This is a genomic window from Halobellus sp. EA9 (assembly GCF_051195055.1).
GTDB lineage: Archaea > Halobacteriota > Halobacteria > Halobacteriales > Haloferacaceae > Haloquadratum > Haloquadratum rubicundus.
Window position 1 is genome coordinate 128,495 of the sequence record NZ_JBNTJW010000004.1, and the last position, 19,569, is coordinate 148,063.

A 19,569-nucleotide genomic window follows, 5' to 3' on the forward strand; every position below is an offset into this window, starting at 1 on the left:
TGTAGCCGAACCATCGGGTAGCGACGCTCGTATGGTTGGAGACTCGGATTCGGACGCAGATCCGGAAGCTGCGGGGGTGGGGAGTTCGCCGCGGTGGCTGGACACGTGGGTCGATCGCGTCGCCAGCCACATCGAGGACTTCATCAACGTCGTCGAACTGGCCGCCGCCGCCATCTTCGCGCTGCTCTTCGCCATCGGCGTCGTCGATCTCGCGCTCCAGATCGTGGAGGTCGCCGCGGCGGGCAACATCACCGATCCCCTGGCCGTCATCGACATCATCGACACCGGGCTACTGCTCCTGATCATCGTCGAGGTGTACCAGACGGTGATCGCCTACACCCGGCGGAACGAGACGCGCCGCATCGTCCGGCTGATCATCTACACCGGGATCATCGCGATGGTGCGGAAGGTGATCATCTTCCGGACCGGCGAGTACGCGACAACCCAGGACGCGCTCTTCGCGGCGGCCGCTTACACGCTCGCGCTGATCGGGCTCGGCGTGATCCTCTACATCGAACAGCGGGCGACGGAGTGATAGTGATGACTCTCGTCTCTGACCGCCGACGCCGTCACCGGGGGTGGCCTTCGGCGGTAAACAGTGAGAGCAATCACTATGAGCGTAATCACTGTGGGCCTACCGCCGTCCGAGCCTTTTAATCCGAGGAGGGCGGAGGAGTCACCGTGTCGACGACCGGCGAGTACGAGCGGTTCTTCCCCTACGAGGAGCCGTACCCGAATCAGCGCTCGGCGATGGAAGAGATCGCCGCGGCGCTGGACGACGAGTGCGACGTCCTCCTTGAGGGCGCCCCCGGGACGGGAAAGACCCTCTCGTCGCTCGTGCCCGCGCTCGACTACGCGCGGCGGACCGACAAGACGGTCGTGATCACGACGAACGTCCACCAGCAGATGCGGCAGTTCGTCGAGGACGCCCGCGCGATCACCCGCGAGGAGCCCCTCCGCGCCGTGGTGTTCAAGGGCAAGTCCTCGATGTGCCACATCGACGTCGAGTACCAGGAGTGTCAGACCCTCCGCGACACCACCCGGACGCTCGTCGAGAAGGAAGAAGAGCGGGCGGAGCTCTCAGAGCAGGCGGAGGCGCTCTTGGATCGCATCCGCGAGGGCGCCGACGGCGCCGGCGAGGCCAGACGCGCCGTCACCGACGAACTCGACGAGATCGATTCGGAGCTCGAAGACCTGCGCGACGGAAACGTCTGCGAGCACTACTACAACAACCTCACCGGGTCGAACGACGAGTTCTTCGAGTGGCTCTTCGACGACGTCCGAACGCCCGAAGAGATCTACGAGTACGCCCACGAGCGGACGCTCTGCGGGTACGAACTCCTCAAGGAGGGGATGGAGGCGGTCGATCTGGTCGTCTGCAACTACCACCACCTCTTGGATCCGAACATCCGCGAGCAGTTCTTCCGGTGGCTCGGCCGCGAGCCCGAGGAGGTCGTGACCGTCTTCGACGAGGCCCACAACATCGAATCGGCCGCCAGAGACCACGCGAGTCGGACGCTGACCGAGAACACCTTGGAAGAAGCGCTCGCGGAACTGGAAGACGCCGACGACTCCCGCGCGGCGCCCGCCGAGAACGTCCTCTCGGCGTTCCTGGGCGCGCTGCGGGAGACCTACGACGACGCGTTCGGCTTCGGCGAGCGCGAGCAGGTCGGCGACGACTGGTACGACCTCTCGATCGCCAATGCGGATCGGCGCGACGACCTCACGCTCTCCTTCCTGGGCCGCTACGAAGGTCGCGGCATCGACGCGGAGGTCGACCTGGCGCTCCAGCTCGGCCGCGCGCTCGATCGGGAGTACGAGGAGGCCTACCGCGAGGGCGAGGCGACGACGCGGTCGGAGTGTCAGACTCTCCAGGCCGCGGAGTTCGTCGCCGCGTGGATGGCCGACGGCGCGAAGCTCGGACAGCACCCGATGTGCTCGGTGCGCCGCGACGCCGGCACCGACGAGATCTACGGCCGCGCGGAGCTGTACACCTGCATCCCTCGCGAGGTGACCGAAGCGCTGTTCGAGGAGGTCCACGCGAGCATCCTGATGTCGGCGACGCTCCGGCCGTTCGACGTCGCCGAGGACGTCCTCGGCCTGTCGGATCCGGCGACGATGGCCTACGGGCTCGAATACCCCGAGGAGCGCCGCCGGACGCTCGCGGTCGAGGCGCCCGCGCTCTTCAGTTCCGAGCGGAACGACCCCGAGACCCAGTCGGCCGTCGCCGACGTCCTGGCCGACGCGACGCGCTTTACGCCCGGGAACGCGCTCTTCTTCTTCCCCTCCTACGCCGAGGCCGAGCGCTACCGCGACCGCCTCCGGTCGCGCGAGGACGTGACGACGCGGGTCCTGCTCGACGGCTCCGACGTCGACACGGAGTCGCTCCGCCGGGAGTTCGTCGGGAGCGGCGACGCCGCGCTGTTCACCTCGCTGTGGGGGACCCTCGCGGAGGGCGTGAGCTTCGACGGCGACGACGCGCGGACCGTCGCGGTCGTCGGCGTGCCGTACCCCCACCTGTCCGAGCGGATGGAAGCGATCCAGGACGCCTACGACCGCGCCTACGACGACCGCGAGTCGGCGGGCTGGCGCTACGCGGTCGAGATCCCGACGATCCGGAAGACCCGACAGGCGCTCGGGCGCGTGATCCGTTCGCCCGAGGACTTCGGCGTCCGACTGCTCGTCGACAAGCGCTACACCCAGCAGAGCGCGGATATGGGGAAGTACGGCGTCCGCGACAGCTTCCCGCCCGAAGAGCGGGCCGAACTGCTCGACGTCGCCCCGGAGAAGCTGAAGTTCGCGATGCTGAACTTCTACGCCGACCTCAACGTCTACGACGGCGAGCCGCCGGCGCCGTGACGGGCTGTGTGGGCTATCGAGCGGGAGGTCACGGGAACTCCGTCGTCCAACGGGGCCTCGACGCGGGCCGGCCGGTATTACCACCGACCTAATATATCACGCTGAAGATGATAGCGCTTTTCTCGGTCCCGTCAGACCCTTGATCCGTGACTGACGAACGAACCAGCGTCGAGACCGAACTGGACCGAGACATCGGCGTCGTCGGGGCGGTCGCGCTCGGCGTCGGGACGATGATCGCCGCCGGAATTTTCGTCCTGTCGGGGCTCGCGGTGAGCAACGTCGGCGCGATGGCGATCGTCGCGTTCGTCGTCGCCGCAGTCGTCGCATCCTTTACCGCCTTCGCCTACGCCGAGTTCGCCTCGATCTACCCCGAATCGGGCGGCGGCTACGCCTACGTCGCCAACACGTTCGACTCCGACGTCACCTACATCGTCGGCTGGTCGATGATTCTCGGGTATCCCGCGAGCGCGGCCTTCTACCTGGCGTCCTTTTCGGACTGGTTCGACGAATTCATCGTCCCGCTGTTCTCCCAGGGGCTCCAGGCGGCGCTTCCGTTCTGGGTGTCGGGGCTGGTGATTCTCGCCCTCCTCCTCGGCGTCAACCTCAAGGGCACCGAGGAGTCGGGGCAGTTCCAGATCGTCGTGACCGCGCTCAAGGTCGCTCTCATCGTCGTCTTCCTGTACGGCGGCCTCCAGGCGTTCGACGCCGCGACGATCCAGCAGTCCGTCACGGACAACCTCACGAAGTTCCGCCAGATCGGGCTGACCAGCGCGCTGGTGTTCATCACGTTCTTCGGGTTCGAGGCGATCGCGACGAACGCCGAGGAGATCGAAGACCCCGGCCGGAACGTCCCGCGGGCCATCTTCATTTCGATGGGGTTCGTCACGGTGGTCTACTCGCTCGTCGTGCTCGTCGTGACGTTGGCCATCAACAACCCCGAGTACCTGCAGCTGCTCATCAGGACCGTCGGCGACGTGACTGATGCGGCCGGCGCGCAACACTTCATCGAGACCCACGGCGAGCTCGCGATGGCCTATGCGGCGTCCTTCTATCTCGGCGACGTCGGGTTTTACGTCATCATCGTCGGAGCGCTGTTTTCGATGCTATCTGCGGCGAACGCGACGATTCTCGCCGGATCGCGCGTGAAGCTGGCGATGAGCCGACGGGACCATCTCCCGGATCGGTTCGACACCCTGCACGAGTCGTTCAACACGCCCTACTGGTCGGTGGCGCTGACCGGGGTGCTCATCGCGTTCTTCATCTTCTTCTTCACGGTGCTGCCGCGAACGCTGTTCGGGACGCTCACGATCCACACCGGCGTCGTCCCGTTCCATATGGGCATCAGCGCGATCGCCCACTTCGCCGATTTCATGCTGTTGACCGGATTGATCGTGGTCAACTTCGCCGTCGTGCGATCGCGCCAGAAGTACCCCGACATCGATCGCGGGTTCGAGGTGCCCGCCGTCCCGTACGTCCCGATAGTCGCCGTCCTCGCGAACCTGGTGCTCGTCGCGAACGTCGAGCCCGGCGCGCTGGTCTTCGGTCTCGTCGCGGAGGTCATCGGGATCGCTCTCTGGGTGACCGTCATCGGGACGACCAGCGAGGCCGAGATCGAACAGGAGACGCCCACCGTCATCGAACAGTCCGCGCCCGACGACCGCGAGTACCAGCTGCTCGTCCCGATCGCCGACCCCGAACACACCGAGCAACTCATACGGACTGCGCGTGACATCGCTGCCGACAACGACGGCGAGATTCTCGTGCTGTCGGTCGTCGACCTCCCCGAACAGACGCCGCTGTCGGCGGGCCACGCGGAGGCCGACGACCGACAGGAGATCCTGGAACGAGCGAGGGCCGTCGAGGAGGGCAGCGGCGGGACGGACGTTCCGGTCAACGGTATCGTCCGTATCGGCCACCACGTCGACGAGGCCATCCTGCACACGATCGCGCAGCACGACTCCGACGCGGTCCTGATGGGATGGCGCGGGCGACCGGCACGACGGCGCGATATCGTCCTCGGATCGACCGTCGATACGGTGGTGCAGGAGGCCGCGTGTGAGGTGCTCGTCGAGCGGATCGGCAACGGCGGGGCGCCCGGTTCGATCCTGCTGCCGACCGCCGGCGGTCCGCACGCCGAGTACGCCGCCGAGGTGGCCCGCGCTATCGCACACACGACGGGGGCGTCCGTCACTGCGCTGCGTGTCGTCGGTCCGGACGCTGACGAGCGGGCCCGCACGAACGCGAGGGAGGGGCTCGAAGAGACGGCGACCACCCTGGCAGACGTGTCGTGTGAGACGCGACTCGCGGAGGGAGAAGACGTCGCGGAGACGATCGTCGACGAGTCGTCGGAGTACGATCTCACGGTCATCGGAGCGACCCGGGAGGGGCTGCTACGGAAGTTCGTGTTCGGGGCGGTCCCCGAACAGGTCGGACCAAACGCGGCTGGGACGGTCATCATGGCCAAACGGGATCTCGGAATCTCCTCGTATCTCCGCAGATTGATCTCACAGGAGTAGCACCGTCCGTCGACTCGGGGGCCTCCGCTGCCTCGCGGACCGGGATCACGAAGAACGGCCGAACGGCTCATACCGCTGCAGGCCAACTAAGACTCGATGTCTCCGATGCGAACCCAGCCGCCGGGGCCCGCCGGCGTGCCCGTGTTCGGCAACAGCCGGCAGTACGCCCGCGACCCCTTCGCCTTCCTCACGAGCGTCACCGAGGCCTACGGCGACGTCGTCCGGTTCGACCTCGGCCCGCTTGAGACGTACCTCCTCACCAACCCCGCCGACATCGAGCGGGTGCTGGTCTCCGAGGCGTCGAAGTTCGGCAAGACCGACGTCGAGAACGACGCCATCGGCACGCTGCTCGGCGACGGCCTCCTCCTGAGCGAGGGCGAGACCTGGCAGAGACAGCGGCAGTTGGCCCAGCCGGCCTTCAGCCCGCAGCGGGTCGCCGGCCTGGGCGAGGTGATCGTCCGCAACGCCCGCGAGATGCTCGACGACTGGGAGGCCGGCGAGGTCCGCGACGTCCAACTGGAGATGGCGCGGGTGACCGTCCGCGTGATCGTCGAAGCGATGTTCGGTGCCCAGCTCTCCGAGGACCAGACCGAGGCGATCCAGGAGCACCTCGAACCGCTCGGCCAGCGCTTCGAGCCCGATCCGATGCGCGCCGTCGTCCCCGAGTGGGCGCCGACGCGGGAGAACCGTGAGTACCACCGCTCGGTCCGGGCCCTAGAGAAGATCATCGACGACCTCGTTGCCGAGCGCCGCGGGACCGAACGCGACGCGTCCGTCGATCCGGCGGCCGACGCGGTGGGCGACGACGGCCAGCCGATGGACCTGCTGTCGATCCTGCTCCGGGCGCGCGACCGCGGCGAGCAGAGCGACGAACAGCTCCGCGACGAGCTGATGACGATGCTGCTGGCCGGTCACGACACCACGGCGCTGGCGCTGACCTACACGTGGTACCTCCTGTCGGAACACCCCGAGGCGGCGGCGCGAGTCCACGACGAACTGGAGGCGGTCTGCGGCGGCGACCCGCCGACGGCGGCCGACGCGCGGGAGCTCGACTACCTCGAACGCGTGCTCCAGGAGTCGATGCGGCTGTACCCGCCCGTCTACGCGCTGTTCCGCGAGCCGAAGGTCGACGTCCGGCTGGGCGGCTACCGGATCCCGAAGGGGTCGGCGCTGATGCTGTCCCAGTGGGCCGTCCACCGCTCGGGGCGGTGGTATCGGAACCCCGAGGCGTTCGACCCCGACCGCTGGCTCGCCGAGCGCCGGAACGAACGCCCGCGGTTCGCGTACTTCCCGTTCGGGGGCGGCCCGCGCCACTGCATCGGCAAGCACCTCTCGCTGTTGGAGGCGAAGCTGATCCTCGGGACCGTCGCCCAGGAGTACGAACTGGAGTACGTCCGCGACGAGCCCTTCGAGCTCCGCGGGTCGCTGACGATGCACCCCGACGAGCCGATGGGGATGCGGATCCGGCCCCGGACGGAGTGAGGCGGATCGCCGAACCGCTTACGGAAAGTCACCGCAGCGGGAGCCGCGCCGCGTCCTCGCGATGCCGCGAGTCCCAGATCCGGAGTTCGTCGGCGGTCCAGGCGATCGGCTCGATCTCGCGACGCCGAACGAGGTCGCGGGCGTCCTCGACGCTCCCGCCGCGCGCGAGGGTGACGTGCGGGACGTAGTCGTCGCCCTCGATTTCCTCGACGGTTCCGAAGGCCTCGCAGAGCCGACGGTGCAGCGCGTGGAGTCCGGGGCTCTCGACGGCGAGATAGACGACCGGCCCGGTGCCGCGCGGCGGGTCCGCGAAGCAGTCCAGCCCGGATATGCGGAGATCGACCGGCCCGGAGGCGGCATCCCGGAGCAGCGGGCGCAGCCGCTCGCGGAGCCGCGAGAGCGAGTCGGCGTCGGGGTCGAGGGCGGTGTCGAAGCGCTTGACGACGAGCGTGTGACGGTCGCGGATCCGCTCGAAGCGCGTCAGCTCCGGGTGGAGGTCGCCGGCGAGGCGGGCGACCCGTCCGGGAACGGGGACGTTCAGACTGAACACGGACGGTATGGATCGCGGACGCGCAAGAAGCCGTCGGGTCGGTCGATCAGATCCGATCGAGGAGCCACAGGACGATCAGGACCACGAGCGCGAGGCCGAGAATCGGCTGGAGCGGTCCGAGGAGCCAGCCGACGATGCCGAGGACCTCGCTGATGACTTCGAGTACGAGCCAGATCAGGACGAGGACCAGCACGATCCTGAGGAGCGATTCGACCTCCAGTTCGGCGCGGTCGGCGTCGGGCAACGGAATACGCATAGGCGTCACATCGGCGGGGATAATCAAGTGTCTTCGGATGGTTACGGTCGAATTTAGCGGAATGTAACCGCTGCGATCGAGCGTAACATTAGCAATTCGGATATTTTCGAAAAAGATAATTTATCGTATTATTTTTTAGTCGCTATTCAGACCGCCGTTGGGAATTTCAGCGGCTAAATAGGGTATAATGAGATTAGAAAAAACAGATGGCTATGATATCTGTTTGGATTACTATTCTAAGTGTAAAATTGGAATCGATACCCCGATCGAGCGCGGCCACGGGGTCCGGATCGGCGTTATTCGTCCGCTTCGTCGACGGCCTGGAACCGGCGGCCGTCGGGGTCGCGGAAGTTGCAGATCGTCCGGCCGGTCTTCTCGACGTAGTAGGGGTCGACGACGCGCTCGACGCCCGCGTCGCGGAGTTCGTCGGCGAGCTGTTCGACGTCGTCGTGAGCGAAGGCGATGTGGTTGATGCCGGGGACCTCCTCGCCCTCGACGGTGTGGATCTCGAAGATCGGTCCGTCGCCGTCGGCGGGTTCGAGCTCGTAGGAGGTGCCGTGGTGATCCGTCTGACGCAGTTCCTCGTAGCCGAGCTTCTTCAGGAACTCCGCCATCTCGTCTGCGTCACTCGCCTCTATCTCGATGTGATCGATTTTTCCAAGCACGCTCTTCTATTGAAGATAGTAGTATAAATAAATTCCTCAATTAGCGAAGTTTTTATATATTGTTTGGTTCACATTTGAAATCAATCCGTCGAACGGACAGCGTACGCGGGCCAACGGCTCACGACGTGTCCGCGTGGGCGATGTTGAGTTCGAGTTCGTTGACGAAGCTCAGGAGCGTCGCTCGGACCTCCTCGTCCAGCGGATCGCCCTTCATTCGGTGGTAGGGCCCGGTGACCGAGCACGCGCCGATGACCTCGTCGTCGGGGACGAGCGGCGCCGCGATCGCCACGAGCCCCTCCACGCTCTCGCCGATGTTGTACGCGTAGCCGCGCTCCCGGACCGTCGCGAGTTCGTCGAGCAGGTCGCCGACGTCGGTGATAGTGTTGTCGGTGACGCTGGGGAGCGGCCCGCCGTCGAACAGCCGCTCGACCTCCTCGCGGGAGTGCCGCGAGAGGAGGCACTTGCCCGCGGCGGTTTCGTGGGGGTAAAGCCGTTTGCCGACCCGGGTGCGGGTCGGAACCCCGCGGCTCCCCGCCTCCCGGAACAGCGTGATCGTGCGATCGTTTTCGAGGACGGTGTAGATGCTCGTCTCGTTGGTCTCCAACGCCAGCTCCCGCATCTTTTGTTTGATGATCCGCGAGCCGGGGTGGTCGTATCGGATTCGCCCGCCGATGTCGAGAAAGCGCAGCCCGAGCCGATACTGCCCGTCTTCCCGCACGACGAAGCCGCTCTGCTGGAGCGTCTTCAGGTGTTTGTACGCGCCGCCCTTCGAGAGGCCGGCGTGCGCCGCGATCTCGGTCACGCTCGCGAGCCCGAGGTCCTCCATCGCGGCGATGACTTCGTGGGAGGTCTCCACCGACTTGATCGTCGGCGTCCCCTTCGGCGGACCCGCATTCGGTTCCGACTGGTCCATATCCCCCGTTGTCGAGCACACCGCTTAACTCTTTGTGAGAAACGGATTAGAAGAATCGTTTCTGAGGAAGAAATCTAATTTATTCGAGGGGAAGTCCAAGATCGACCGGATACAGTCAGTATAGACATCGAATCGGATTCGAGTTTAGCCGTCAAACGCTAATATACACTTGATTTTACAGGGTCTCTCTCATCGGCGATCACGTCCCCTCACAGAAGCACCGTAGAAATCTGCGAATATGGGTTTGCGAGAGGGAAACACGAGAAAATGAATCGATAACGCCCGAATCGAGCCACCCAAACCTGAAGACACAGTTCCGGAGATCGTCCGACAGACGGTCTGCTGGCCCGATAGTTGCCCGTCCAAAAGGTAACATATGTACGGATGTTATATTTGGGTGCCGTCTATGCCCAACTATCAAGCGTACGCCTCCACCACCAAGAGCCGCATATACCGATTATCTGCTTCTAAATATACAAATATAAATTTTCGTAGTTATAATTTATTCTTATAATGTGTTCGCCACGAGACTCGATTTTTTCTTTTGTCGCGTTTCAAACGGCTCATTGGAGTATCTGATTCAATATACGCTATCCAAATTAATCCTGTATTTCTGTTTATTTTTGTTTTCAGTATTTATTATGTTATTAACTATATTCGTATGTTTTCGAGGGGGCGAAGCGCGGCCGCGACGACCGAAGTATCGAGACGACCGCGCGGAACACCCTTAATGTGACACGTTCCCAATGGCCGATATGGCGAGCCTCTTCCGCGAACTGGGCCGGCTGTCCGCCCGTGGTCTCCCCGACTGGGTCGCGCCCGCGACCGGCGTCGCCCTCATCGCCCTCGTCGCCTTCGTCCTCTTCGGGAGCGATCCGGCCACCGCCCTCGGTCTGGTCGTCCTCGCGCTCGCGGCCGCGACGGTGTACAGCGCGGTCGAGATCGTCGACGCCTACGACAAGGAGGCGCTGACGGTCTTCGGCGAGTACCGAAAGCTGCTCGAACCGGGCCTGAACGTGATCCCGCCGTTCGTCTCGCGGACGTATCCCTTCGACATGCGGACCCAGACGATCGACGTGCCGAAGCAGGAGGCGATCACCCGCGACAACTCTCCCGTGACCGCCGACGCCGTCGTCTACATCCGCGTGATGGACGCCAAGCGGGCCTTCCTGGAGGTCGACGACTACCAGCGCGCGGTCTCGAACCTCGCACAGACGACGCTCCGGGCGGTGCTCGGCGATATGGAACTCGACGAGACCTTATCTGAAAGAGAGAAGATCAACCGCCGCATCAACGAGGAACTCGACGAGCCCACAGACGAGTGGAGCATCCGCGTCGAGAGCGTCGAGGTCCGGGCGGTCAAGCCCAGCCGGGACGTCGAGGACGCGATGGAAGAACAGACCTCCGCCGAGCGCCGCCGCCGGGCGATGATCCTGGAGGCGCAGGGCGAACGGCGGTCGGCGATCGAGACCGCCCAGGGCGAACAGCAGGCGAACGTCATCAGCGCCCAGGGCGAAAAGCAGGCCTCGGTCCTCCGCGCGCAGGGGGACGCGGTCGCGACCGTGTTGCGGGCGCGGGCCGCCGAGTCGATGGGCGAGCGGGCGATCGTCGACCGGGGGTTGGAGACGCTGACGTCGATCGGGACGTCGCCGTCGACGACCTACGTCCTCCCGCAGGAGCTCACCAGCCTCCTGGGTCGCTACGGCCGCCGGCTGACCGACTCCGACCTCCAGGAGTCCGCCGGCCTGGAGAGCCTCGACTTCGACGCGGAGACCCGCGAGCTGCTCGGCCTCGACGAGGTGGAGGCGATCGTCGACTCCGTCGACGAGATCGAGGCCGCCGAGGGCGTCGACGACCTCCCCGAACGGGGAGCGGAGGCGTCCGACACCGACGTCGACCTGAACGTCGACGGCGCGTACGAGACGCAGTGAGAGTACTCACGATGAGACGCGTCGGCCGCCGTGCGTCCGAGAGACCGCCCGAATAATCGTTAACATTATCCCACGGCCGGCGCATAATTGAGGTATGAGCCACGAACGCGGACCGGCCGCCCCACGCGGCGAGGCGACGCCACCGACGCCGGAGCACCGGATTCTGAACCGGGTGAAACGACACTTCCTCGAGTGGGCCGATCGGTACGTCGAGATGCGCGTCCGCGCGATCGAGAAGTAGGGCTCGCGCTCACCGTCGGGACCGGCCCGACAGCGTAGCGGATTCTCTCGTCGGAGACGCTTCGATCCGACGACGGATTTTCTGTGCGTCCAGTCGAAGGTACCGCCCCGCCCGTTCGGGGTCGCGGAGGCGACGTTACTCCAGTTCGCCGTCGCCGCGGACCGTAAGCACCGGCACGGGCGAGTGGCGCACGACGCGCTCCGTGACGCTGCCGACGAGGTAGCGGTCGAGACCGGAGCGCCCGTGGGTCCCCATCACGACGACGTCGGCGCCCAGTTCGTCGACTAAGTCGAGAATCTCGTCCTGCGGGATGCCGGTCGCGACCGTCCGTTCGACCGCGACGGCGTCGGGGAGCCGCGCGACCGTCTCCGCGATCGAGGCCTCGGCGCGGTCGTGTTCCGCGTCCTCCCAGACCTCGGGCGCGAGCCCGCTGCTCGGGCTCTCGAAGCGGTTCCGGCTGTCGGCGACCGAGACGACGTGGACGGTCGCCTCGGACGTCTCCGCGAGCGTTCCCGCGTGCGTCGCCGCCGCGAGCGACGCCTCGCTCCCGTCGGTCGGGAGCAGGATCGTCTCGTAGGGGCCGGCCATCTCAGGCGACCCCCGCGGCCATCAGGAAGAGCGCGACCGAGATGATCGCAAAGAGCACGCCGACGAAGCCCTTGATCGTCGACGTCTCGAGCGCGTTCGAGACGTAGGGAGCGATCTGGCCGCCGGTGACCGTCGCCGGGACCGTGAACACGACCATATTCCACGGCGTCGACGCCAGGCTGAGCGAGTGGCCGCCGACGAGCCCGCCGCCGAAGACGTGGACCAGCGAGGCGAGCACGGCCGTCAGCGCGACCACGATGTGGTTCGTTCCGATGGCGACGCGGACCGGCACCTTGGTGCCGAGCATCGAGATGATGCCGAGTTCGCCGGCGCCGAACCCGGCCAGCCCCTGGAACGTCCCGCCGATGCTGTAGTTGGCGAAGCGCCGGAGGTAGCCGCCGCGGGTGTAGCGGTAGTCGTCGCCCTCGCGGTCGACGCGGGTGACGTTGCCCTCCTCGTCGGTGTCGACGCCGGCGGGACCGAGTTTGTCCGCGTCGTTCGGCAGGTCGGCCTGGCCGCCGTCGACCGCCGCGTCGGGGTCGACCTCGCCGTCGACGTCCGCGGCCGCGTCGGCGTCGTCGTCGGACTCGCCGGCCTCGTGGTCCAGGTCGGTCTTGAACAGGAGGTACGACGCCGTGAGCAACGCGATCCCCAGCAGCGCGTGGAACACCGGCTCGGGGACGATGAACGACAGCAGCGCCCCACCGACGACGAAGGGGACCGTGCCGCCGACGATGGTGAGCGCCAGCCGGCGGTCGACGAGCCCGTACTGGATGAACGCGATCGACGAACTCGACAGGCCGAACGCCTCGCTGATCAGGCCGACCTTGACGATCGTCTCGGGCTCCAGCGGCGCGGCGACCAGCGGAAACAGGAAGATGAGGAACGGCACGAACAGCGCCGAGCCGCTGATCCCGACGGTGTTGACGATCGTCGCGCCGGTCAGGAACACCGGGAACAGCCACCAGAACTGGAGCCAGTAGTCGGTCCCGGCGTCCGCCGGCGTCGGCGCGGCGAAGAACACGCCGACGACGAAGACGAGCGGCGCGAGGAACACGAACACGTGCTGGTACCGGAGGAACGATCGCTGGACGCGGTCGTATGAGACGGAACTCATTGGTCTTTGAAGTTAGTTGGCGGTCGGGCGCTCGATCGGCCGGCCCGAAGAACGAGCGCGGGGCGACCGGGCGATCGAGACGGCGACATACTCACGAACTGTGGCGACGGCGAGGGGCGCGTCCGGTGCGGGCGACGACCGACGGGTGCGGCGGGACATCTACGTGATCCCCCCGCGGGTATCGCGACGGAAGTGCCGGCCGACACCGCGGCGCGCCGAATCCTGACTCATCGTAGCCGCCCGATAGCAACGACCGGGGAATAAATCTTGAGGTTCGGGGACGTCCGTGCGAGTGCGTACCGCGGCGGCGTCGGGGGAATCGGCCCTGGAAGCCACGTAGTCGCGTGCGCCGTCAGTCCTCGTCGGCGTCCTCGCGCCCCGGCGTCACGTCGACCGGCTCGTCGCCCGCGGGCACGCCGTCGACGGGGTCCTCCGCGGGGACCGCATCCAGCGGGTCGTCGCCGGGATCGACGCCCTCGTCGGCGTCGTCGTCGACGATTCCGAACTCCTGACGGAGGTCGCGGATGCGGTCGCGGATGTCCGCGGCCAACTCGAATTCGAGGTTGTCGGCCGCCTCCTGCATCCGCTCTTCGAGGTAGGCGATCCGCTCGCGGGCTTCGTCCTCGTCGTCGGGGTCCTCGTCCGGCGAGGGCGACCCGCTGCCGCCGCTGCCGGGGAGGTTCGCCTCGCCGATCTCCTTTTCGATCGTTTGCGGCTCGAAGCCGTGTTCCTCGTTGTACTCCCGCTGGATCCGCCGGCGGCGACGCGTCTCCTCGATCGCCGACTCCATCGCGTCGGTCGTGTCGTCGGCGTAGAGGACGACCTGGCCCTCGACGTTCCGCGCCGCCCGCCCCATCGTCTGGACGAGCGTCGTCTCCGAGCGGAGGAAGCCCTCCTGGTCAGCGTCGAGGATGGCGACGAGCGAGACCTCGGGGATGTCCAGCCCCTCCCGCAGGAGATTGATGCCGACGAGCACGTCGATGTTTCCGAGCCGCAAGTCCCGCACGAGCTCGTGGCGCTCCAGCGTGTCGGTCTCGTCGTGCATATACGCGACGTCGACGCCCGACTCTTCGAGGAACTCCGTGAGGTCCTCGGCCATCCGCTTCGTGAGCGTCGTGGCGAGCACGCGCTCGTCGCGCTCGATCCGCTCGTCGATGCGGTCCATCAGGTCGTCGACCTGGCCGGTGGCGTCTTCGACCTCGATCTCGGGGTCGACCAGGTGGGTCGGCCGGACGATCTGCTCGACGATCTGCTCGGAGTGCTCGCGCTCGTAGTCGCCGGGCGTCGCCGAGACGTACAGCGTCCGGTCGGTCTTCTCCTCGAACTCCTCGAAGGTGAGCGGGCGGTTGTCGTAGGCGGTGGGGAGCCGGAAGCCGTTCTCGACTAAGGAGTCCTTCCGGGACTTGTCGCCCGCGAACTGCCCGCGGATCTGGGGGAGGGTCTGGTGGGACTCGTCGACGACGGTGAGGAAGTCGTCGGGGAAGTAATCGAGGAGGGTGTAGGGCGGCTCGCCCGAATCCCGGTCGGAGAGGTGGACCGAGTAGTTCTCGATGCCCGAGCAGTGGCCCGTCTCCCGGAGCATCTCGATGTCGAAGGTCGTGCGCTCCTCGATGCGCTGGGCGGCGACGAGGTCGCCCTGGCGCTCGAAGTAGCTCACGCGCTCGTGCATCAGCTCTTCGATCTCGTCGATCGCGTCCTCCAGTCGCTCGTCGGGGATCGAGTAGTGCTCGGCCGGGTGGACCAGGACGGCGGGCTCCTCGGAGACGACCTCGCCGTTCAGGGGATCGAGCTTGGTGAGCCGATCGATCTCGTCGCCCCAGAACTCGATGCGGACGGCGTAGCGGCCGTACATCGGGTACACCTCGACGGTGTCGCCGCGGACGCGGAACGTCCCCTGCTGGAAGTCGACGTCGTTGCGCTCGTAGTTCAGGTCCACCAGTTTGGAGAGGAGGTCGTCGCGGTCGAGCCGGTCGCCGCGCTCGATCCGGAGCGCCATCTCCGTGTAGTTCGCCGGGTCGCCGAGCCCGTAGATCGCCGAGACTGAGGCGACGACGATGACGTCGTCGCGGGTCAGGAGCGACCGCGTGGCGGAGTGGCGGAGCCGGTCGATCTCCTCGTTGATCGACATGTCCTTGTCGATGTAGGTGTCGGTCTGTTCGACGTAGGCCTCCGGCTGGTAGTAGTCGTAGTAAGAGACGAAGTACTCGACCGCGTTGTCGGGGAACAGATTTCGGAACTCCTCGTAGAGCTGCGCGGCGAGGGTCTTGTTGTGCGCGATGACCAGCGTGGGCTGTTGCAGCTCCTCGACGACCCACGAGACGGTGTTGGTCTTCCCCGACCCCGTGACGCCGAGCAGGGTCTGCTTTGTCATCCCGGACTCGAAGCCCTCGACCAGCTGCTCGATGGCGTCGGGCTGGTCGCCCGCGGGATCGAACGGCGCGTCGACGCGGAACGCCCGCTCGGCTGCCGGCCTGTCGGGCGCGAGCGGACTCGATCCGGAGGTGTCGCTCATCGGGACTCGATAGGAGACACACGCACTTGAGGGGGTCGGTCCGGGCGGTTCCGACGAGCTAACTCAGGAGGAGCCGCCGGTCGGCGCGCTCGTGTTCGGCCGACAGCACGTCGACGGGCGGCGCGAACGGCGCCGTCTCGGCGCGCGCAGAGACGACGTGGGAGGCGCGGTTCGTAGATGTGTTCTAGCAATCGTATTATTCTGCCGGACCTCGAACCTGTTTCGGTGAATATTGCGAATCCGAAAACATACTTTGTCGATATTCGTCCAGGTAGAGGTAATGGCCTCGACCGGTGGACTCGCGACGGGACAGATCGCGGGGAAAGTGACCGACCGATGAGCGGCGCGGTGTACGGGGCGATGGCCACCGCCGCCGTCCTCGGCGCGACCCACGCGGTCGAGCCGGATCACGTGGCCGGCATCTCCTCGCTCACGAGCCGCTACGGCGACTCCAGGCTCTCGGCGCTGGCGGGCGCGTGCTTCAGCCTCGGGCACGTCGCGCTCGTCGTCTGCTGGCTCGGCGTCGGCTATCTCCTCCTGGGACGGACCTCCTTCCCCGCCGTCCTCGACGCCGTCGGCACGGTCGGCGTGGTGGTCCTGCTCGGCGCGCTCGGGATCGGGATGGCCTGGAGCGGGCTCCGCTCGCTGCGTCGCGGCCGTGACCACGCCGCCGAGGGGACCCACGACCACGACGGCGCCCACAGCCACTTCCACGTCCACGGGCGCTGGGGTCACACCCACGCCCACGCGCAGAGCGACCACGACCACGGCGTCCGGACCTACCTCCGGACGGGCCTCGTCGGCGCGCTCTTTACGCTGTCGCCGCCGATGTCGATGATCCTCTTCGCGTCGACCCTGTTTCCGACCCACGGCGCCGACGTCGTCGCGCTCTCGGTCGGCGCCTACGCCGTCGCGATCGTGGGCACGATGAGCCTCGTCGGTGCCGGCGTCGGGACGCTCTTCGGGCTCGTGAGCGTCGACGCCCGCACCGCGGGAATCGCGCGGACGCTCGCCGGCGTGCTGATCGCCGGCGTCGCGGCCTGGGTGGGGCTCGGCCTGTTCTGAGCGCGGAGGGGCCGTGCCCACGCCCTCCGTCGATTCTCGTCGACGCCGCACGGGATCGAGGCGGCGTGTGAAACACTCTTGTGAGTCGGTGCGAAATCCCCGCGTATGGCCGGAGAACTGCTCCAGGAGGCGAGCGATCGACTCCGCGAGGCCGCCGAGGCCGCAAGCGGCGACACACAGCAGCGCATCTACGACCAGTCGGACGCGATCGCGACGCTGGCGGCGCGCGACCGCGGCCCCGACCACGGGCGGCTGGCCCGCCACATGAACGCGCTCGGCGAACTGGCCGACGACACCGAGGGCGAGGTCCGCGAGGCCGTCGTCGAGGCCCGCGAGAAGCTCTCGACGTTCCGGGAGGGCGTCGAGGGCGTCTGATACTGTCGGACACAACTGTTTCAAGATATTCGCCGCCCAGGGGGGCGAAATTCTTCACAGACTTGTGTCCGACAGTATGAGTCGGACCGGCGTCGAGCGACGACTGCCGATACCCCTCTATTTCTGGTGGAGATGTCGCCTGAGACGACGAGTGACGACCGCGGCGTGAGAAATCGGCTCGGCGAGATCAGCAGACGTTCTTCGGCTTGATGCCCATCGACTGGAGCGTCTCGACGTAGTCGTCGTAGGCGGCCTCGATCACGGCGTCGGCCGCGTCCCCGGCGCGGTCCCAGTCGTCGCCGTCGCAGGCCGCATCGAGCGCCTCGGCGACGCGGTCGCGTTCGGATTCGAGGTCCGAGCGGAGCCCGCGGAAGTCGTTCGCGGCCATCGGGTCGGCGTCGCCGACGAAGAAGCCGACCATCTGACCGACGTACTCCAGGGACACCAGGTAGCGACCGAGGAGGCCGCCCAGGCGCTCCGGCGTCGACTCGAAGCCGTCGAGGGCGTCGTACAGCGGCGGCGACTCGTCGAGCGAGGGATCGTCGGCGACGGCTTCGGCGTGCTCGCGGGCGGCCGCGGCGAGGTCCGCGTAGAGCGATCGGACGTCGGCGTCGCCGTCGTCGGCCCAGTCGTCGAGGACCGACGCGAGCGCGAGGGCGTCCGCGGCCGCGGCCGCGCGGACGCTGTTGCCGTCCATCTCGCCCGCGGTGAGCGCGTACATCGCCTTCGAGGAACCCAGCCGCGAGAAGGCCGTCTCGTGGTCGTCTCGGAGCGCCGCTTCGAGGTCGGAAGCGTTCATATCCGCCAGATGCGCGCCGACGCGCTTGTAGCCATCGACACCGCCCGAACACCTATGCCGCCGCGTCGAGACGTGCCGGGCGTGAAGCCCTCCACCGCCCTCCGGACCGGCTGGCGGGCGCTCGCCGAGCGCTCGGCGTCGGTCCTCCCGCTCTATCTGCTCGCGAGCGGGCTGTACGGTATCGCGCGCGTCCCGCTGCTCGTGGCCGGCCTGGTCGCCCTCTGGATCGCCGGCGCGAGCGGTCGTCTGGATCCGTTCGTCGAGGTGCTGCGCCGGAGTCAGCGCGCGGCGAGCGGCGACGCGGCCGGCTCCGACCCGTTCGCCTCGGGAACCGTGAACCCCGACCAGCTCGGACCGGGGTTCGGCGACGCGGTCGGGAACCTCCTCACGCCCGAGATCGTCGCGCTCCTGGCGCTCGGCGCGCTCGGCGCAGCCGTCCTCGGCATCGTCGCCTCCGCGGTCGGGAGCGCGGTGGCGGTCGGCGGCATCGCCGGCCTCCTCCGCGGCGGCGACGGCGTCCGGGCAGGGGTCGACGGCGCCGCGGCGTACTGGCGCTCGATCCTCGGCGTTCGCGTCCTCTTCCTTCTCGCCCTCGCGGTCGTGGTCGTCCCGCTGGGGAGCGTCGTCGCCGGCGTCGCGAGCGCGGTCCTCGGCGCGGCCGCGTCGGCCAGCGGGGCCGGGGCCGCGCCGTCCGTCGGGGGATCGGTCGCCGCCGCCGGGATCGCCGTCCTGGGCGCGCTCGTCGCCGCGGTGCTCGTCCTCGTGATCGTGCTGCTCTTCGCCTTCGCGGAGCAGGCGGTCGTCGTCGACGACGCGGGCGCCCTGGCTGCGGTCCGCCGGAGCGTCCGGTTCCCCCTCGACCGGCCGACGGCGTTCCTCGGCTACGTCGCCGTCGCGTTCGGCGCGCTCGTCGTCAGCGTGACGGTCGCGGTCGCGGGATCCCTGACCGGCACGGCGCGACTGACGGGGCTCGTGGGCGCGATCGCGCTCCCGCCGATCGTCGACGGGTACAAGACCTCGGTGTACGCCGAGACCGCGCTCCCGGACGATCCGAATCCGACGCCGCTGGACGGCCGGGCGCGGGCGGCGTTCCTCGGCGGCCTCCGTGAGGCGGGAGCGTTCGTCCGCGACCACCCGGTCGCGAACCTCGCGGCGCTCGCCTGCATCCTCGCCGGAGGCGCGATCGGCTGGGTCGCGACCTCCTCGTTCGGCGTGACGCTGCCCGTCGGCAGCGACGTCGGCGGCGTCTTCGGCGGCGGGCCGCTGGGGCCCGTCGGGACGGCCGTGAACCTCGCGGTCAACAACTGGCTCGTCGCGGCCGACCTCGCGTACAGCGGGCTGGCCGCGGGCGTGCCGGCGGTCGTGAGCCTCGGCTTCAACGGCCTGCTCGTCGGCGCCGTCGGCGGCGCGTTCGATCCGACGGCGTTCGCGGCGCTTGTGGCGCCCCACGGCGTCGTCGAGGTCCCCGCGCTCGTCGTCGGCGGGGCGCTCGGCCTCCACCTCGGCGCCGTCGCCCTCGGCGCGTTCCGGGGTCGGCGCGGCGCCGACGACGTCGTCGACGCGGTGCGCTTGGCCTACCGCGTGCTCCTCGGACTGGCGCCGCTGTTCGTCGTTGCCGGACTCATCGAGGCGTTCCTCACGCCGGCGATCGCGGCGCTGGTGCTCGGCGGGTGAAAGAAACGGAAAATCGGACTCGGCCG

17 protein-coding genes are annotated in these 19,569 nt (G+C 67.5%); 9 read left to right on the top strand and 8 right to left on the bottom strand.

Translation table 11 applies throughout. From position 1 onward, the window contains the following. Positions 1-31 precede the first annotated feature (31 nt). The 4 genes from ACQUQ0_RS06785 (at position 32) to ACQUQ0_RS06800 (ending at position 6,857) form a co-directional block, all read left to right on the top strand. On the top strand, positions 32-535 hold the full coding sequence (locus ACQUQ0_RS06785; RefSeq protein WP_435184011.1) for a phosphate-starvation-inducible PsiE family protein: 504 nt from the start codon (positions 32-34) through the stop codon (positions 533-535). 146 nt (positions 536-681) lie between these two features. Continuing rightward, complete coding sequence (locus ACQUQ0_RS06790; protein WP_435184013.1) at positions 682-2,859, top strand: ATP-dependent DNA helicase; 2,178 nt, start codon at positions 682-684, stop codon at positions 2,857-2,859. Between the two features lie 146 nt (positions 2,860-3,005). Continuing rightward, positions 3,006-5,375 (top strand): amino acid permease, encoded by a 2,370-nt coding sequence (locus ACQUQ0_RS06795; RefSeq protein ID WP_435184014.1) that lies wholly within the window; start codon positions 3,006-3,008, stop codon positions 5,373-5,375. Positions 5,376-5,480: 105 nt separating this feature from the next. Further along, complete coding sequence (locus ACQUQ0_RS06800) at positions 5,481-6,857, top strand: cytochrome P450 (RefSeq protein ID WP_435184251.1); 1,377 nt, start codon at positions 5,481-5,483, stop codon at positions 6,855-6,857. Between the two features lie 28 nt (positions 6,858-6,885). Here ACQUQ0_RS06800 and ACQUQ0_RS06805 read toward each other — a convergent pair whose 3' ends face one another. The 4 genes from ACQUQ0_RS06805 to ACQUQ0_RS06820 all read right to left on the bottom strand — a co-directional run bounded on the left by ACQUQ0_RS06805 (position 6,886) and on the right by ACQUQ0_RS06820 (position 9,241). Continuing rightward, a complete protein-coding gene (locus ACQUQ0_RS06805; RefSeq protein WP_435184015.1) occupies positions 6,886-7,407 on the bottom strand; it encodes a 2'-5' RNA ligase family protein in 522 nt (173 codons plus the stop codon). 46 nt (positions 7,408-7,453) lie between these two features. Beyond that, positions 7,454-7,663 carry a DUF7554 family protein gene (locus ACQUQ0_RS06810; protein WP_435184016.1) on the bottom strand — a complete coding sequence of 70 codons (210 nt, stop codon included), beginning with the start codon at positions 7,661-7,663 and terminating at the stop codon, positions 7,454-7,456. Between the two features lie 296 nt (positions 7,664-7,959). Beyond that, positions 7,960-8,328, bottom strand: coding sequence for a VOC family protein (locus tag ACQUQ0_RS06815; RefSeq protein WP_435184017.1), 369 nt, complete (start codon positions 8,326-8,328; stop codon positions 7,960-7,962). Between the two features lie 118 nt (positions 8,329-8,446). Continuing rightward, the gene (locus ACQUQ0_RS06820; protein WP_435184019.1) at positions 8,447-9,241 is read right to left on the bottom strand and encodes an IclR family transcriptional regulator; all 795 of its coding nucleotides are present in this window, start codon (positions 9,239-9,241) and stop codon (positions 8,447-8,449) included. Between the two features lie 755 nt (positions 9,242-9,996). Between ACQUQ0_RS06820 and ACQUQ0_RS06825 the strand changes: the two genes are divergently transcribed. After that, positions 9,997-11,172, top strand: a complete 1,176-nt coding sequence (locus ACQUQ0_RS06825) for an SPFH domain-containing protein (protein ID WP_435184021.1) — start codon at positions 9,997-9,999, stop codon at positions 11,170-11,172. Positions 11,173-11,266: 94 nt separating this feature from the next. Beyond that, positions 11,267-11,413: a hypothetical protein gene (locus ACQUQ0_RS06830; protein WP_372386734.1), complete on the top strand. Its 147-nt coding sequence runs from the start codon at positions 11,267-11,269 to the stop codon at positions 11,411-11,413. 135 nt (positions 11,414-11,548) lie between these two features. Here ACQUQ0_RS06830 and ACQUQ0_RS06835 read toward each other — a convergent pair whose 3' ends face one another. The 3 genes from ACQUQ0_RS06835 to uvrB form a co-directional block, all read right to left on the bottom strand. Further along, positions 11,549-12,001 carry a universal stress protein gene (locus tag ACQUQ0_RS06835; protein ID WP_435184024.1) on the bottom strand — a complete coding sequence of 151 codons (453 nt, stop codon included), beginning with the start codon at positions 11,999-12,001 and terminating at the stop codon, positions 11,549-11,551. A gap of 1 nt (position 12,002) precedes the next feature. Next, complete coding sequence (locus ACQUQ0_RS06840) at positions 12,003-13,118, bottom strand: sulfite exporter TauE/SafE family protein (RefSeq protein WP_435184026.1); 1,116 nt, start codon at positions 13,116-13,118, stop codon at positions 12,003-12,005. Between the two features lie 352 nt (positions 13,119-13,470). After that, on the bottom strand, positions 13,471-15,630 hold the full coding sequence (gene uvrB, locus ACQUQ0_RS06845) for an excinuclease ABC subunit UvrB (RefSeq protein WP_435184028.1): 2,160 nt from the start codon (positions 15,628-15,630) through the stop codon (positions 13,471-13,473). 336 nt (positions 15,631-15,966) lie between these two features. Between uvrB and ACQUQ0_RS06850 the strand changes: the two genes are divergently transcribed. After that, positions 15,967-16,695, top strand: coding sequence for a hypothetical protein (locus ACQUQ0_RS06850; RefSeq protein WP_435184030.1), 729 nt, complete (start codon positions 15,967-15,969; stop codon positions 16,693-16,695). Positions 16,696-16,800: 105 nt separating this feature from the next. Beyond that, on the top strand, positions 16,801-17,070 hold the full coding sequence (locus ACQUQ0_RS06855) for a DUF7553 family protein (protein WP_435184032.1): 270 nt from the start codon (positions 16,801-16,803) through the stop codon (positions 17,068-17,070). A gap of 187 nt (positions 17,071-17,257) precedes the next feature. Here the strand turns inward: ACQUQ0_RS06855 and ACQUQ0_RS06860 are convergent, their stop codons facing one another. Continuing rightward, positions 17,258-17,869: a transcription antitermination protein gene (locus ACQUQ0_RS06860; protein ID WP_435184034.1), complete on the bottom strand. Its 612-nt coding sequence runs from the start codon at positions 17,867-17,869 to the stop codon at positions 17,258-17,260. Between the two features lie 54 nt (positions 17,870-17,923). Here ACQUQ0_RS06860 and ACQUQ0_RS06865 point away from each other — a divergent pair, with 54 nt between their 5' ends. After that, on the top strand, positions 17,924-19,543 hold the full coding sequence (locus ACQUQ0_RS06865) for a stage II sporulation protein M (RefSeq protein ID WP_435184036.1): 1,620 nt from the start codon (positions 17,924-17,926) through the stop codon (positions 19,541-19,543). The last annotated feature ends 26 nt before the right edge of the window (positions 19,544-19,569 follow it).

Coding starts and splice junctions, on each gene's coding strand:
- ACQUQ0_RS06810 (WP_435184016.1), bottom strand. CDS start 7,663: ATGCGTATTCCGTTGCCCGACGCCGACCGCGCCGAACTGGAGGTCGAA.
- ACQUQ0_RS06800 (WP_435184251.1), top strand. CDS start 5,481: ATGCGAACCCAGCCGCCGGGGCCCGCCGGCGTGCCCGTGTTCGGCAAC.
- ACQUQ0_RS06785 (WP_435184011.1), top strand. CDS start 32: ATGGTTGGAGACTCGGATTCGGACGCAGATCCGGAAGCTGCGGGGGTG.
- ACQUQ0_RS06825 (WP_435184021.1), top strand. CDS start 9,997: ATGGCGAGCCTCTTCCGCGAACTGGGCCGGCTGTCCGCCCGTGGTCTC.
- ACQUQ0_RS06850 (WP_435184030.1), top strand. CDS start 15,967: ATGAGCGGCGCGGTGTACGGGGCGATGGCCACCGCCGCCGTCCTCGGC.
- ACQUQ0_RS06835 (WP_435184024.1), bottom strand. CDS start 12,001: ATGGCCGGCCCCTACGAGACGATCCTGCTCCCGACCGACGGGAGCGAG.
- ACQUQ0_RS06860 (WP_435184034.1), bottom strand. CDS start 17,869: ATGAACGCTTCCGACCTCGAAGCGGCGCTCCGAGACGACCACGAGACG.
- ACQUQ0_RS06840 (WP_435184026.1), bottom strand. CDS start 13,118: ATGAGTTCCGTCTCATACGACCGCGTCCAGCGATCGTTCCTCCGGTAC.
- uvrB (WP_435184028.1), bottom strand. CDS start 15,630: ATGAGCGACACCTCCGGATCGAGTCCGCTCGCGCCCGACAGGCCGGCA.
- ACQUQ0_RS06865 (WP_435184036.1), top strand. CDS start 17,924: ATGCCGCCGCGTCGAGACGTGCCGGGCGTGAAGCCCTCCACCGCCCTC.
- ACQUQ0_RS06820 (WP_435184019.1), bottom strand. CDS start 9,241: ATGGACCAGTCGGAACCGAATGCGGGTCCGCCGAAGGGGACGCCGACG.
- ACQUQ0_RS06855 (WP_435184032.1), top strand. CDS start 16,801: ATGGCCGGAGAACTGCTCCAGGAGGCGAGCGATCGACTCCGCGAGGCC.
- ACQUQ0_RS06830 (WP_372386734.1), top strand. CDS start 11,267: ATGAGCCACGAACGCGGACCGGCCGCCCCACGCGGCGAGGCGACGCCA.